The following is a 15724-nucleotide window of genomic DNA, read 5'->3' as shown; positions in this document are numbered from 1 at the left end:
TCATCCAGCCCTTGGTCCACAGTGACGCGAAGCAAATCGTCATTACGGATCCACTAGCTATTACAGCTAGTTAGACCATACTCACCCATAATTGTATTCCTCCAGAACTTTTATTGTGTACGCAAAGTACACAATTTATTGACAGCATATTAGATGCGTGCCATGTTTTAGCCATGGCGCAACCAACGGCGTGGAGTGACACATGGCGAAGACCGTGAAGAGCAACCTGTACGAAGACCTGAAACGTCAAATTCTGACGATGGAGCTCGACCCCGACGCCGATCTCGACGAAGCCAGTCTGAGCGAGCGCTATGGCCTTTCACGAACGCCGGTGCGAGACATCTTTCGTCGACTGGCAGGCGAAGGTTATGTCGATATTCGCGAAAACCGCGGCGCACGTGTCATCCCGATGAACCACGCCACGCTGCGAAACTTCTTTCTGGTCGCGCCAATGATCTATGCGGCCATCGGTCGATTAGCGGTCCAGAACTTCAAATCATCACAGCTTGCGGACTTGAAACATACGCAGGAACGCTTCCGCAAGGCCAGCGAAGACCGGGACGCGCTGAGCATGGTCCTCGAGAACAACCGCTTCCACGAGATTTTCGGGGAGATGTCGGCAAACGTCTATTTGCAGCCAAGCCTTGGCCGCCTGCTCATCGACCATGCCCGGATCGGTCACACCTTCTTCAGGCCGAGAAACGACGACATGAAGCGGCGCCTGCAGGTGGCGGTCGAACACCATGACGCCTTCATCGAAGCACTGGCGGCGCACGATGAGGACGCCGTCGTCGATCTCGTCTTTGAACATTGGGAATTGTCCCGCGAGAACATGGAGATGTTCATCGCGCCGCAGGGACTGAAAGCGGACGTCTTGATCGGCGCTCCGGCTGCCAAAACATTGGAGAAATCACAGTGAAATTCGAGGGGATCTACACCCCGGCCATCACGCCGCTCGATCAAAGCGGACAGATCGACCGGAAAGCCTTCGCGGCCGTCCTGGAAACGTTGATCGAGGCCGGGGTTCACGGGATTATCGTTGGCGGGTCGACGGGCGAGTACTACGCCCAGACAAGCCAGGAGCGTTTTGACCTCGCTGCCTATGCCAAGGACGTCATCGGGAGCCGCTTGCCTCTCATCGTCGGAACGGGTGCCACACGGACCGAGGATTCGGTCGAATACGCGAAGGCCGCCAAGGAAATCGGCGCCGATGCGATCCTCGTTTCCACACCGCCCTATGCGCTTCCGACGGAGCGGGAAAATGCCGTTCACGCGCTGACCGTCGACCGTGCGGCCAATCTGCCGATCATGCTCTACAATTACCCGGCCCGCATGGGGGTGATGATGGGCGAGGAGTATTTCTCGCGCGTCGGCAAGTCGAAGAATGTCGTCGCCATCAAGGAAAGTTCCGGCGACATGGGCAACCTTCATCTGCTCGCGAGGAAATTTCCGCACATCGCCCTTTCCTGCGGATGGGACGACCAGGCGCTCGAATTCTTCGCGTGGGGGGCAAGAAGCTGGGTTTGCGCCGGATCCAACTTCCTCCCGCGCGAACACGTCGCCCTGTATGAGGCTTGCGTACGCGAGAAGAACTTCGACAAGGGCCGCGCGATCATGACCGCGATGCTCCCACTGATGGACTTCCTTGAATGCGGCAAATTCGTCCAGTCCATCAAACACGGCTGCGAAATTATCGGGCTCAAAACCGGATCCGTGCGTGCGCCGCTGCGGCCCCTCAACTCTGAGGAAAAACGAACGCTGCAGACGGTCGTCGCCACCTTGAAGCGCACTGTCGCCAACATCACGTCGGGAGCCAACCATGCATGAACCCTTGACCGCTGCCGAATACAAGGCGATCGCTGCTGATATTCAGTTGCCAACAAATGCATTCATCGGCGGCTCCTTTCGTCCGGCAATCTCCGGCAACACGTTCAAGTCTACGAACCCGGCGACAGGCGAAACGCTAGCCGAGATCGCCGCGTGCGATACAGGTGATGTCGACTATGCGGTGGCCAAGGCAAAGGAGGCCTTCGACGACGGTCGCTGGCGGCTGCGTTCGCCTGGTGAGCGAAAAGAGATCCTCCTCAAGCTTGCCAAGCTCATCGAACGCAACCGGCACGAACTCGCCGTCATGGAGAGCCTCGACAGCGGCAAGCCGGTCCGCGAATGCCAGACCGTCGATATTCCTGACACGATCCATACGATCCGCTGGCATGCGGAACTGATCGACAAGCTTTACGACAACACCAACAACGTCGGACCGAATGCCTTGGCCATGGTGGTCCGCGAACCTATCGGCGTCGTCGGCTGCGTGCTGCCGTGGAACTTCCCGTTGCTGATGCTGGCCTGGAAGATCGGTCCGGCTCTCGCCGCCGGATGCTCGGTCATCGTCAAGCCCGCACAGGAAACGACGTTGACAACGCTACGGGTCGCCGAACTCGCCTATGAGGCGGGCATTCCAGCCGGCGTGTTCAACGTCGTGACCGGCAGCGGCCGGGACGTCGGCGAGCCGATCGGGCTCCACATGGACGTCGACATGGTTGCGTTTACGGGCTCGACGCCGACGGGACGCCGCTTCCTGCGCTACGCGGCGGATTCCAATTTGAAGAAGGTGGTCCTCGAATGTGGCGGCAAGAATCCTGCGGTCGTGCTTCAGGACGCGGAGGATCTCGATCTCGTTGCCGAACAGGTGGTCAACGGCGCCTTCTGGAATATGGGCGAAAATTGCTCGGCGACATCCCGCCTGATCGTTCATTCAAGCATCAAGGAAGAGTTACTGAAGCGGATCGGCGCCTACATGCGCGAGTGGAAGACAGGGGACCCGCTGGATCCGGAGAACCGCATAGGCGCCCTCGTCAGTCAGAACCATTTCGAGAAAGTGAAGTCGTTTCTCGACGACGTCAAGACGGAGAACCTTTCGCTCGCCCACGGCGGCGCGACGTATAAAGGTGCCTTTATCGAGCCGACTGTAGTCGATGGGGTCACGCCGGAGAGCCGGTTGTTCCAAGAGGAGATCTTTGGACCGATCCTTTCGGTGACGACATTCGAGAACCTTCCCGAGGCTGTCGCCCTTGCCAACGACACCAACTACGGTCTGACCGCCTCCGTATACACGGGCAGCCTGCGTAACGCCATTCGGCTGTCCCGCGACATCCGGGCAGGCCTGGTGACCGTCAACTGCTTCGGGGAAGGGGACGCGACGACGCCGTTCGGTGGCTACAAGGAGTCCGGCTTCGGCGGTCGAGACAAGTCCATTTTCGCCCACGACAACTACTGCGAATTGAAGACGATCTGGATCGACGTTTCCGATCGCTCGGTTGACGAGACAATCCGATGACGAAGACTATCGTCAGACGGCTCCCCGCTGAATCCGGCGTCTCCGGCTGGGAGGCGATCAGCAACCGCATCGCGCCCATGCGGACGCTCGAAGGCAGTGTGGCGGCTGACTGGCTCATCGTCGGGGCCGGGTTTGCAGGATTGTCCGCAGCCCGACGGCTCTCGCAGATCCGACCGGGCGACAAGATCGTCGTCATGGAGGCGGGAGAAGTCGCCAAGAGCACGGCTGGCCGAAACTCCGGCTACATGATCGATGTGCCGCACAATCTCTCAGCGGGTGAGTATTCGGGCGCCAGCGAAACGGCAACCGCGCTTGAGATTGCGCAAAACCGCTTTGCTATCGATTTCGCGAAGAGCGCTGCTGACGAATACGGGATGTCCCGGGAAACATTCGACCCGTCGGGCAAGATCAATGCCGCCGCAACAACGCGAGGAATGAAGCTGAACGTCAGTTACGGCGAGTCGCTTCGGCGCATCGGTGAAAAACATGTGTTCCTCGACCGATCGCAAATGCGCGAACTCACAGGCTCCGACTATTACCTCGGCGGTTTATATACGCCCGGTGCGGTCATGATCCAGCCCGCTGACTATGTTCGCGGCTTTGCGGCCGGCGTTGGCCAACGCGTGACCATCTTCGAACGCTCGCCTGTAACGGAACTGCGGCGCGAGGGCGGGACCTGGACTGCCAAATCGACACGGGGCTCGGTTACCGCGCCGAAGGTCATCCTGGGGGTCAACGGGCATATCGAGGACTTCGGCCATTTTCGCGGTCGGCTGATCCATATATTTGCCTATGCGTCGATGACGGCTGCTTTTCCGGCGAATGATATCGCACACGCAGCATCCGGGAAGGACAGGTGGGCGTTGCTCCCGGCCGATGCCATGGGCGCAACGGTTCGCAAGATCACGTCGAACGGCCTTTCACGCATCGTCCTTCGCACAAAATACACCTACGACCGGACGGTCACCGTCACCGACAAACGCCTGGCCAAGCTCGCGGCCGCCCATCGCCACTCGCTTGACGCACGCTTTCCGAAATTGACCGATTTGCCGTTCCAATACAGTTGGGCCGGCCGCCTTTGCCTCAGTCGCAATCACATGCCGGCCTTCGGGGAAATCGACGAAGGCTTGTTCTCGGCGTGCTGCGAAAATGGCCTCGGGACCGTGAAGAGCACACTTGCCGGTGTGCTCGCGGCCGAGCTTGCGACCGGAACGGGCTCGGAACAACTCGACAAATACATGGATCATCCGGCGCCCACGAGACTGCCGCCCGAGCCGTTTGCGTGGCTGGGGATCAATTCGGTGATCAAATTGCAGGAATTGCGTGCAGGCCGCGAGGGATGATCCCTTGCCGCGCAATGTGAAGACTGAGCCTAACGCAGGTCTTCAACGAGAATGGGAACAAGAACTAGGAGTAAGAACAATGAAGACTTTGTGGAAAGCGCTCTGCGCCGCCGCGATGGTCGGGATCAGCATCCTTCCTGCTCGCGCGGAAGAAAAGACCATCAACATGGGCACGATGTCATGGGAAGACCTGACGCCCATCACCGGTATCACCAAGAAGGTTCTCGAAGATGCCGGCTATACCGTCAAGGTGACCGAGTTCTCCGAATGGGGCATCGCCTATGCCGCTCTTGCCAAGGGCGACATCCAGGTTCTCACCTCGCAGACGGATTATGTCGCCCAGGACTACTGGAACAAGAACAAGAACCGTCTGGAGAAAATTTCGCCGGTTTCCCACGGCCTCTACCAGGGCATCGCGGTTCCGAAATACGTTCCGATCGACTCTCTGGAACAGCTCAATGAAAACGCCGACAAGTTCGGCGGCAAGATCATCGGCATCGAGCCGGGCGCCGGTCTGATGCGTGACTCTTCCAACGCCGTCAAGGACTACGACATCAAGCTGCAGCTCGTCGAAGGCAGCACGGCGGCGATGACGGCTGCCCTCAAGTCGGCCTATGACCGCAAGGAGTGGATCGCTGTTACGATCTGGGAGCCGTCGTGGATGGTCCAGAAATACGAGGTGAAGTACCTCAAGGACCCGAAGGGTGTCTTCCCGCCCCCGCAGAGCTACTACTGGATCGGCAAGAAAGGGTTCTCCGAAGAAAACCCGCACGCCCGTGAAGTCATGGCCAGCGTCTACGTTCCGATCACCGACATCACCGCCATCAACGGCGAGGTCAAGGATGGCAAGACGATGGATCAGGCTGTCCAGGGCTGGATCGCAGCGCATGCCGACCTGATTAAGCGTTGGGAAAACATCAAGAAGAACTAACCGTGAGAGGGCCGTCCGATCCGGTCGGGCGGCCCTTGAAACCCAATGAGAGAAGCCAGCACCAATTGGCTCAAGGGGATCGCTATGAAAGCCACAAATGCCGATACCAATGAAGTCCTGATTGATTGCCAATCCCTCTGGAAGGTCTTTGGAGACAAGTCCGCCGCCGCCATGAGATCGATCGCCGAACGTGGACTGGGCAAGAAGGACGTGCTGAAGGAGTTCAACTGCGTCGTTGGCGTCTCCAACGCCAGCCTGCAGGTACGACGCGGCGAGATCTTCTGTATCATGGGCCTGTCCGGTAGCGGCAAGTCGACGCTCATCCGGCTGCTCAACAAGCTGATTGCACCAAGCTCCGGAAAGGTCTTCGTGAAGGGCAAGGATATTGCCGCGCTGTCTCCGGCCGAGCTTCGGCAGATGCGCGCCAGGAATATCGGCATGGTATTCCAGAGCGTTGCACTGCTTCCACACCGGACGGTGCTCGAAAACGCGGCCTTCGGCCTGGAAGTCCAGGGTATCCCCAAGCTCGAGCGTAACAAGACCGCCAGGGCTGCCTTGGAAACGGTTGGCCTGGCAGATTGGGTTGACCGTTACCCGAAGGAATTGTCTGGCGGTATGCAGCAACGTGTCGGCCTTGCCCGCGCGCTTGCCTCCGATCCGGAAATCATCCTGATGGACGAGCCTTTCAGCGCACTCGATCCGCTGATCCGTCGCCAGCTTCAGGACGAGTTTCGCCAGCTCACGAAGTCGCTAGGCAAGTCCGCCGTCTTCATCACACACGATCTCGACGAGGCGATCCGCATCGGTGACCGCATCGCCATCATGAAGGACGGCGTCATCATCCAGACAGGTACTGCCGAGGAGATCATCCTCAATCCAGCGGACGATTACGTCGCCGAGTTCGTGGCCGGCATATCGCGGCTCCATCTGATCAAGGCGCATTCCGTGATGCACAGCGTTAGCGAGTTTCAACGCAACGAGCCGCACTCCGACATCTCGTCGCTGGTGCGCACCACTCCGGATGCCGACATCGACGAGTTGATCACGCTGACCATGCAGTCAGACCGCGACGCCATTGCCGTCGTCGACAACAATGAGGTCGTCGGCGTGGTCACACCGCGCAGCCTCCTCATGGGCGTCAAGGGTACCTCCAACAATGATCGCGCGGCCGCCTGAGCGCTGAACCGGAGCTGAGTGACATGGACATTTCAAGCTTCACTGACACCTTCGACGAATGGACCGACACCGCGCTCGAGTGGGTCAGCGAGAACGGAGAATCCCTTTTCGACTACCTCAGATGGGTTCTCGAGGGGCTCTACGGTGGAATCCTGTGGCTGCTGCAGTTTCCGCCGTTTTATGTCGTCGCAATCATCATTGCGCTGGTGGGTTGGCGGTTGGTGAGCGCCTGGTTCGCGATCCTTGGCGGCGTTGCGCTGCTATTGTGCTTTTCCATGGGGCTCTGGCCCGAAACGATGAGTACCCTGGCACTGGTCTTGACGGCAACGGTGCTCGCACTCGCGATCGGTATCCCCGTCGGGATCGCAGCAGGTTTCCTCACGGCTCTCGACCGCTTCATAAAACCGGTCCTCGACCTGATCCAGACGCTTCCGCCATACATCTATCTGCTGCCGGCGATCGCCCTGCTGGGCTATGGTCCAGCGACTGCCCTTATCGCCACCATCGTCGTTGCCATGCCGCCGGCAATCCGGCTGACCTCGCTCGGGATCCGCATGACGCCACGGGAGTTCATCGAACTTGGTGAGGCAAGCGGAATGCGACCGGGCCAGATGTTCTTCAAGATCCGCCTGCCGTTTGCCCTTCCCAGCATCATGGCTGGCATCAACCAGAGCCTGATGATGGCGTTCGGCATGGTCGTTATCGCCGGCATCGTCGGCTCGGGCGGGCTTGGAGAGACGATCTATGGCGCGATCCGCACGCTCGACATCGCCACATCCATCAACGGCGCAATCGCAATCGTCGTCCTGACGATGGTCCTCGACCGCATAACACAGAGTGCGGCTCGGCTTGGAACAGGGAGGTCATCATGAACCCGTCGGTCCTGCAATTTTCGCCGGGCGCTTTTCTGGCTCCGGCGGTTGACTGGCTGAACACCAACCTGCATCCGTTGTTCGCCGCGATCAGCTATTTGGTGGAGGCCGTTCTGTCGGCAATCGAGGCCGCACTGCTTTTCGTGCCGCCTGTTGTCCTGATTGGTATCGTCGTCGTCGCGGCCTTTCTGGCGGTGAATCTGCGAGCGGCAATCCTCGCGGGTCTCTGCCTGGGGTTTTGCCTGATCGTCGGGTTCTGGACGGCGTCAATGCAGACAGTTGCGCTTGTGACCGTCGCGGTCTTGATCTCGGTGCTCATCGCGTTTCCTGTTGGCGTCCTCTGCTCGCGCTACAAGACCCTTGAAGCCATCGTCCGACCAGTGCTCGACGTCATGCAGACCGTCCCGCCGTGGGTTTATCTGATCCCCGCGGTGATGATCTTCAGCCTTGGGCGCGTACCGGCCATCATTGCCACAATCGTCTACGGCATACCGCCGATGTTGCGACTGACCACCTTGGCATTCAACCAGGTGCCGCGTGAGTTCGTGGAGCTTGGCAGCGCGATTGGTGCCCATCCTCGTTCGGTGCTTTGGAAGATCGAAATTCCGCTGGCCAAGCAGACGCTGTTGGTCGGCCTGAACCAGTGCATTCTCCTTTCGCTGGCCATGGTCGTTCTGGCGGGCCTGGTTGGAGCAGGTGGTCTTGGCGCCGAGGTGACGCGCGGTCTGACCCGCATGGAAATGGGGCTGGGTTTGCGCGCGGGGCTGGCAATCGTGGCAGTTGCGCTCCTGCTCGACCGGTTGAGCCGCGGTCTTCTCGACCGTGACGGGGCGCTTCGGAGAGCGTGACTCGAGGAAAGATATGAGAAACAGCTTCTTCTGCATCGACGCCCACACGTGTGGAAATCCGGTGCGTCTCGTTGCCGGCGGCGGCCCGCTACTCCCCCATCTTCCGATGGGTGAGAGGCGCGAGCTCTTTGTCCGCGACCACGACTGGGTGCGCAAGGCCTTGATGTTCGAGCCTAGAGGGCATGACATCATGTCGGGAGCAATCATCTATCCTGCCTATCGTGACGATTGCGATTTCGCGGTCCTTTTCATCGAAGTGAGCGGGTGCCTCCCGATGTGTGGGGCTGGAACGATCGGTGTCGTGACGGCCGCGATCGAGGAAGGGCTGGTGAAGCCTCGCACACCGGGGCGTATTTCCATCGAAACGCCGGCGGGACGGGTCGACGTCGCCTATGAGGAAAAGGATGGATATGTGGACGCAGTCCGCCTCTATAATGTGGCGAGCTATCTGCACGAAGCGGACGTCGCCGTGGACGTGCCTGGAATGGGGCGGCTGGTTGTCGATATTTCCTATGGCGGCAACTACTACGCCGTCGTCGAGCCACAGGAGAACTGGGCAGGACTTGACGGCATGACGGCGGCCGAAGTCATCGGCTTCAGCCGGGGGCTGAGAGAGGCACTCGCTGACGTTTGCGACCCGGTTCATCCGGACGACGGGAGAATTCGCGGCGTTCATCATGCAATCTGGTGCGACCGACCGGTCAATGACCAGTCGGATGGCCGATGCGCCGTATTTTATGGAGACAAGGCGATAGACCGGTCACCTGGCGGAACCGGCACCTCGGCACGGATGGCCCAATTGCACGGGAAGGGACGGCTTGCCATCGGCTCTTCTTACCGACATGAGAGTCTCATCGGAACAGTGTTTCAGGGAAAGGTTGAGGGGGACGTCGACATTGGTGTGTATAAGGGCATCCTTCCGAGCATAGGCGGCTGGGCCCGCGTTGTCGGTCACAATACAATCTTCGTCGATGATCGCGACCCGCTGGCACACGGCTTTCAGATAAGGTGAGTGACGGACGGCAACGGTCCAGTATCAAGGAGATTGAGATGCAACCAGAAGACTATCGGCAAGGAGACGCCGTCGGCAAATCCGCCGGCCGTCTAAAGGTTGGATTTGTGCTTGCTCGATCCTTCACGCTTTCAGCGTTCGCGCTTTTCGTGGATACGCTGCGGCTTGCGAGCGATGAACATGATCGCTCCGGACGCGTGCTGGCGGACTGGCAAGTGCTCGGAAGCACGAGGCACCTGATTGCATCAAGCTGCGGGATCCAGGTAGCACCCACTTCGGATTTCGTGGATCCGACGAGGTTCGACTACATTGTCGTTGTCGGAGGCCTTCTCACAGCGAAAAACCCTGTCGATCACGACACAATTACATTCCTGAAGCGCGCGGATGCCGCCAAGGTGCCCTTGATCGGCCTGTGTACCGGCACCTTCATCCTTGCCGACGCTGGTTTGATGAGGAACCATGAAACATGCGTGAGCTGGCTCCACTACAAGGAGTTTAAAGAGCGCTTTCCCGACCTTGCCGTACGATCGGACAGGATATTCAACCTGGACCGGCAACGCGGTTCCTGTGCCGGCGGTAGCAGTGCAGCTGACGTCGCAGCCGTCCTTGTCCGGCGTTACATCAGCCGCGAGGCCGAAAGACATGCGCTGGAAATATTACAAATCGAAAAGGCGCGTTCCGCCGGCGACATTCAGCCTCGGCGTCCGCTGCACGACGAGTACGAGGATAACCGCGTCAAGGCCGCGATGATCCTGATGGAGCAGCATGTCGAGGGCGGCATGACCATTCTCAAGCTCGCGGCTTCGGTTCGCCTTTCGCGGCGCCAGCTCGAGCGGTTGTTCTTGGAAAAGGCGGGGATGTCTCCCGCCAAAGCCTACACGCGCGTGCGGATGGAAAGGGCAAAGGCCTTGCTTCTGCAATCGAAGGCGTCACTGATCGAAGTCGCGCTCGATGTCGGTTACGAGAACGCCTCCCACTTCACCCGCACGTTCAAGCGCACATTCGGCCAAACGCCCACCCAACTTCGGGCCTCAGGACTGCCACTTCACTAGGTGCCTCAGATCGGAACAATCAAAGAGCTATGGCATGCCTTTGCCTTAGCGGGACGCCATCTCTCTACCAGCTCGGGCGGGAGCACAAACCTCGACATCATGCGGCTGTCGGCAACCTCTTCGAGGAGAGGCCCTGTGCGCACGGCCTACTATACCCGTCCGACTTCATCGGCCACGAGCTCCGGTACTCGTGCGACAAATGCGAACGCAGCAGATCAATGGCCCCGCCGCGGATGCCCTCGCCCGCTACGGCAACACGCCGATGCCGGAATTTCGCTGTGACTTCGCAAGGGAGTTTGGCTGCAATCGTGGACACGATGCGCCGTTCAACGACAACTGCCAGATAAGGTTCGACCACTCTGCCGAGAAGCTGCTGGGCATCGAGGTCCCGCCACCGAAAACCGACAGCGAAAGAACGCTTGGAGAGCTCGCCCAAGACGAGGCGCTGTTCGCGCTATGCCCGCAATGCAAACGACGGAAGCCGATCGATCGGTGGGAGATCCAGCGGAAGTTTGGGAGGGGCTTGACGCTTGGCAACCTCGCCGGCCGCATGCGCTGCAAATGTGGGCACAAAGGCGCCCGGCGGATGGTAAGGCACCTGTCACCGTGATGGCGCAGGAACAACTTGCTCGCGCTGCGGTTACTGCCAAACAATCGCGGAGGTTCATCATGCGTGCTTGCTTGCCCCTAACGGCCCTTGTCACCTTGACCATGTTCACGTCGGTGTCGGCGCAGTCTTTGCCCGACGAGGCCGGACCGTCGATAGGCCAGAAAGACTCTACCTCTCAGCAGGAGAGCATCACAAACCCTGGTGGCTTCGGCAAGTCGTCCAGACTAAAGGCAGTCGATCCAAATCGTACCGACTCCACCGGCAAACTCGACTGCAGACAGCAGAAAGATGTCAGGACCGAGCGAGGTGGTACGGCTAGCAAGGATATGGATTGCGTGCGCTAGCTCCGCAACGTCAGTGCCCATTCCCTTTCAATGGCGTTCCTGAGGTGGGTGGCAACCATCCCTCCCGGGGTGGGCGACACTTCATGCGAACGTAACGCGCCAAGACCGGATCGCTCGCAAGGTGCCGTTGAAACAACGGTTCTTCGATTTGACCACAACAATACGCGTCGACCAGTCGTTGTTGTTCCAGCGTCAACGCCGGAAGAGCAGACGAAGCTGTCTTTTGAGGGCGCAATTCTTCAGTTTTCGAGGTTACGTCGCCGGTCCGAGAAGGCATTGCTGTTCTCCCTTTCCGGAAGAACTTTCGTCGAAACGATGAGTTCCCGCGCGGACTGCATCCTCCTCCAAAAGCGAACTTGAATCCGGTCCGGTGCGCGTTAGTTTGGCCCTACTGCATTTCCAACGCTGACACGGGAGGTACTGGCAGTCGTTGTCGAGATGCATCGAGGAAGGCCGGGCACGAGTGTTCGTTCCGGCCTTTTTCTTTTTCAGCGACGTCTTGCGAAAAAGCGTACAATGTGGGCGTTGGACCAGATGCAAGGCACGGTCCGATTAAGAGACCACTCAGCGCTCTTGCCATTATTGGGAGGAACGCACCATGCAATTCCCCACATTCATCACAATGGAAAACGTAGAGGTGGAAGTCCTGACGTCCGTCATCGGCGCCTGGTGCCATACCAACCAGATGGACCCGGAAAGCGAGTGCGCCCGCGCGGTGACCACGACGGCGCTTGACCTGATGGAGGCCGGTTTCCGGACGCGTGAGAGCCTGTCGATCGCGCTCGCCAACGCATTACATCCTGACGCATAGTGGATCCACCGAAAGGTTGGCTCACAGAAAAAACGACAGTGCTGATATCATTGTCGATATCGATCCAACGAAACGGACGATGATCTGACGTCATGGGTGAGGCCTTCATGGAAGAGCCCTCCGAAATGCCAATCCGGCCGCTCGGCATAGACTTGGATGCGCGCGCCCCGGTGTCTATCGCGTGCTGAGGTCGGTTGCGGCTATGGGCGACGCCTTGATGACGCGCCGGCCGGAAAGCAGGAGGGCGGCGCGTGGCGTGGCGCAGTCGTTGCCTGCCTGAGAGCCTTGGAGACACAGACCAAGCCGCCAGGGCCGCGTTTATCATGGCTGCGGAATACGCCGGAATAAACGTGGACGCCAACGCCGCGCTTTTCGAGCCTCCCCCGAAAACGGAGAACCCGAAGAAATGCTTCGAAGAATTCTTCTGATTGGTTTCATATCGTCGATTGCCGTAGGTGGAGGCGTAGTCGGATGTGCATACCTGATTATGTACCCACCCCTTCCATTGCTACCAGAGATCGCAAAAGGGCTCCCCAGAAAGCTTTCCGACGGCGAGAAGGAGTTTCAAAGGAGAATTGCTGTCAAGTTCTCTGGAACAACTACTGAAAGAGAGCTTGTGACCTACCTGGTCACGGAAGGCTTCACGGTCGATATTGCAGGTCGACGCGCCGTTTTTGAAAAGGGGAGCTTTCCCTGTAGCCTGAGCTGGCGGATTTTCTGGGAGGCTAATGCTGGTTCAGTATCTAACGTGAAAGCTCAATATGACGCTATATGCCTGTAGCCCAGTTCACGCCAGAACCCGCATATGCGCCATGCCTTTGCCGGCAGGTGACCAGGGGTATGCTCGGCTCCAAGGATGCCCGACGCCTTACGAGATCGGACGTCGCGCACATCCGTAGTTGCGGGCATCATCCGCCGTAGCTTCCACGGCGGCGCAACAGAACGATTTCATCAGTGCTTTGTTTGCCGACCTCGACCGAGAGAGTGCAGATCTTATCGTCCGTAGCCACTCACCGCTTTCGAAGATATGTTCGGCCGCGACCCGCGATCTGCTGAATAACGTTTCAATGCCGGCCCTGACGTCGCACTCAATCGCAGCCTTGCGGCTGGCCAATCCTCGATGACTTCTTTGAGCACGCGACACAGCCCTTGATGCTAGTTCGTCAAGGATCAGACCGACCGCGGCTCTTTCTTCAGAAGCCGCGGACTTTTCATCCTAAAGCAGGAGGAGCGCCAGAGAGAGCCTCACCCCACGACACACCGCGGTTGCTTGTGGGGAGAGAGGATGATCATTGGCGCTCCTCACCCGTGTCAACTTTCGCCTAGCCTGAAAGTTCCATCAGACTCCATGTCGTCCATGGCGCGGTTACCGCTCGGGGCCATAGAAAGCCCTTGACGCCCCCTAATCTTTGCGAAATGCTAAGATGTCAGACCAATTTAGAGATCTATGCCTGTAATAAACTGGGGAACCATGAAGGCATCAGTCAACGACAGGCCGCTTATCCGGCCGCTTCCGCCGATCGATCGGGCGCGTCAGGTAACGGACGCGCTGGCCGACTATGTGCAGAGCGCGCAGCTGAAAGCCGGCGATCGGCTGCCGGCTGAGCGCGAACTGATGTCGGCGCTGATGGTGGGCCGCTCGACGATCCGTGAAGCGATCCGACACTTCCAGGCACTCGGCGTTATCGAAACACGCAAGGGCAGCGGCACTTATTTGCTGAAACCGGTTTCGAAGGCGACAATTCATATGCCGCTTTCCCTCGACACCGGCCATCTGCGCGACGTGCTGCTGCAGACGCTGGAGGTGCGCCGCGGGATCGAATGCGAGGCCTGCATGGTCGCCGCAAGAAAGCGGACCGACAAGGATCTCGTTCTCATCGAGCAGAATCTCAACGAGATGGAACGCGTCCACATCGAGAAGGGTACATCAGGCCCGGAAGACCTCGCCTTCCATCTTGCCATCTACGATGCGACCCATAACCCGCTCTTTCGCCAGCTTCTCGAGCAGATGCGCGAGACCTTCTGGCAGTTCTGGCAGCACCCGTTCGAGCGCGAGGATTTCGCCCGCCGCTCCTTCCCCTTTCACCGTACGCTCTTCAATGCGATCGCCGCCCGGGATGCCGAGGCCGCACGGGAAGAGACACTGAAGATCCTCGAGGTTGTCGAGGAAGATATCAAGGAAATGTCGAAATGAATAACGGCGCAGACGCGTTCGATCTTGCCTCGCTCATCACCGCACACGACGAAGGAAACTTCGCCGAAGCTGTCGTGCCGCCGATTTTCCAGACGTCGCTTTTCACCTTTTCAGACTACGACGACATGATCTCCTCCTATCGCGGCGAGAAGGTGCGTCCGATCTATACGCGCGGCCTCAACCCGACCGTTCGCATGTTCGAGGAAATGCTGGCAAAGCTCGAAGGTGCCGAAGATGCGCTCGGCTTTGCGAGCGGCATGGCTGCGATCTCCTCGGCAGTCCTGTCCTTCGTCGAGCCGGGCGATCGGATCGTTGCGGTCAAGCATGTCTATCCCGATGCCTTTCGCCTGTTCGGCACCATCCTGAAACGCATGAAGGTCGAAGTGACCTATGTCGATGGTCGCGACGAGGAAGCCGTCGCAAAGGCGCTGCCCGGCGCCAAGGTCTTCTACATGGAAAGCCCCACGAGCTGGGTTATGGAAACCCATGACGTCGGCGCGCTCGCAGCACTCGCCAGAAAGCATGGCATCGTCACCATGATCGACAACAGCTGGGCAAGCCCCTACTTCCAGCAGCCGATCTCGCTCGGCGTCGATATCGTCATTCATTCGGCCTCGAAATATCTTGGCGGCCACAGCGACGTCGTGGCCGGTGTCGTCGCCGGCTCGAAGGAGATGATCGCCCGCATCAAGGCGGAGGCCTATCCCTATCTCGGCGGCAAGCTGTCACCGTTCGATGCGTGGCTCCTGATCCGCGGCCTGCGCACCTTGCCGATCCGCATGCGGGCGCATGAGGCGGCTGCGATGACGATCGCCAAGCGCCTGCAGGAGCTCGACGTGGTGGAGACGGTCTGCCATCCGGGCCTTGCCAACCGCCTGCCTGCGGGCCTCAACGGCACGTCGGGCCTGTTTTCCTTCATATTCCGCGAGGGTGTCGATATCCGCGCCTTCGCCGATCACCTCAAGCTCTTCAAACTGGGAGTGAGCTGGGGTGGGCATGAAAGCCTGATCGTACCAGGCGAGGTCGTCCTTCAGCAGAAGGCACAGCCGAATTCCGCGCATGCCTTCGGGATCCATGCGCGGTCCGTACGCCTTCACGTCGGCCTCGAAGGAACAGAGGCCTTGTGGAAGGACATCGAGGCGGCACTGGAGGTCGCATCGTAACGTTCAAAACCTGAAAACCTGAAAAAAGGGG

General features: G+C 59.2%; 14 protein-coding genes. All 14 read left to right on the top strand.

Features of this window, described 5'->3' with window-relative positions:
- Window positions 1–202: 202 nt before the first annotated feature.
- A complete protein-coding gene (locus NBG89_RS19200; protein WP_431323735.1) occupies window positions 203–919 on the top strand; it encodes a GntR family transcriptional regulator in 717 nt (238 codons plus the stop codon).
- Entirely contained in the window at window positions 916–1827 is a 912-nt protein-coding gene (locus NBG89_RS19195; RefSeq protein ID WP_431323734.1) for a dihydrodipicolinate synthase family protein, read from the top strand. The genes NBG89_RS19200 and NBG89_RS19195 overlap by 4 nt, the downstream gene beginning before the upstream one ends.
- A complete protein-coding gene (locus tag NBG89_RS19190; RefSeq protein WP_431323733.1) occupies window positions 1820–3337 on the top strand; it encodes an aldehyde dehydrogenase in 1518 nt (505 codons plus the stop codon). Before NBG89_RS19195 ends, NBG89_RS19190 begins: the two co-directional genes overlap by 8 nt.
- Complete coding sequence (locus NBG89_RS19185) at window positions 3334–4680, top strand: NAD(P)/FAD-dependent oxidoreductase (RefSeq protein WP_431323732.1); 1347 nt, start codon at window positions 3334–3336, stop codon at window positions 4678–4680. The genes NBG89_RS19190 and NBG89_RS19185 overlap by 4 nt, the downstream gene beginning before the upstream one ends.
- Before the next feature lie 79 nt (window positions 4681–4759).
- Window positions 4760–5611 carry a glycine betaine ABC transporter substrate-binding protein gene (locus NBG89_RS19180; protein WP_088705478.1) on the top strand — a complete coding sequence of 284 codons (852 nt, stop codon included), beginning with the start codon at window positions 4760–4762 and terminating at the stop codon, window positions 5609–5611.
- A gap of 84 nt (window positions 5612–5695) precedes the next feature.
- Window positions 5696–6787, top strand: a complete 1092-nt coding sequence (locus NBG89_RS19175) for a quaternary amine ABC transporter ATP-binding protein (RefSeq protein WP_431323731.1) — start codon at window positions 5696–5698, stop codon at window positions 6785–6787.
- A gap of 23 nt (window positions 6788–6810) precedes the next feature.
- A complete protein-coding gene (locus tag NBG89_RS19170; RefSeq protein WP_431323730.1) occupies window positions 6811–7659 on the top strand; it encodes an ABC transporter permease in 849 nt (282 codons plus the stop codon).
- Window positions 7656–8507 carry an ABC transporter permease gene (locus NBG89_RS19165; protein ID WP_431323729.1) on the top strand — a complete coding sequence of 284 codons (852 nt, stop codon included), beginning with the start codon at window positions 7656–7658 and terminating at the stop codon, window positions 8505–8507. Before NBG89_RS19170 ends, NBG89_RS19165 begins: the two co-directional genes overlap by 4 nt.
- A 13-nt stretch (window positions 8508–8520) precedes the next feature.
- Window positions 8521–9519 (top strand): 4-hydroxyproline epimerase, encoded by a 999-nt coding sequence (locus NBG89_RS19160; RefSeq protein ID WP_431323728.1) that lies wholly within the window; start codon window positions 8521–8523, stop codon window positions 9517–9519.
- Window positions 9520–9557: 38 nt separating this feature from the next.
- Window positions 9558–10571, top strand: coding sequence for a GlxA family transcriptional regulator (locus tag NBG89_RS19155; protein WP_431323727.1), 1014 nt, complete (start codon window positions 9558–9560; stop codon window positions 10569–10571).
- A gap of 1552 nt (window positions 10572–12123) precedes the next feature.
- Window positions 12124–12336: a hypothetical protein gene (locus NBG89_RS19150; RefSeq protein WP_431323726.1), complete on the top strand. Its 213-nt coding sequence runs from the start codon at window positions 12124–12126 to the stop codon at window positions 12334–12336.
- Between the two features lie 406 nt (window positions 12337–12742).
- A complete protein-coding gene (locus NBG89_RS19145; RefSeq protein ID WP_431323725.1) occupies window positions 12743–13117 on the top strand; it encodes a hypothetical protein in 375 nt (124 codons plus the stop codon).
- Between the two features lie 690 nt (window positions 13118–13807).
- Window positions 13808–14530, top strand: a complete 723-nt coding sequence (locus NBG89_RS19140) for a FadR/GntR family transcriptional regulator (RefSeq protein ID WP_431323724.1) — start codon at window positions 13808–13810, stop codon at window positions 14528–14530.
- The gene (locus tag NBG89_RS19135) at window positions 14527–15693 is read left to right on the top strand and encodes a PLP-dependent transferase (protein WP_431323723.1); all 1167 of its coding nucleotides are present in this window, start codon (window positions 14527–14529) and stop codon (window positions 15691–15693) included. Before NBG89_RS19140 ends, NBG89_RS19135 begins: the two co-directional genes overlap by 4 nt.
- The last annotated feature ends 31 nt before the right edge of the window (window positions 15694–15724 follow it).

This window comes from Rhizobium sp. YTU87027, assembly GCF_050644135.1.
Lineage (GTDB): Bacteria > Pseudomonadota > Alphaproteobacteria > Rhizobiales > Rhizobiaceae > Rhizobium.
Note: the sequence above shows the minus strand (reverse complement) of the source record. Positions and strands in the feature narration are given on the sequence as shown.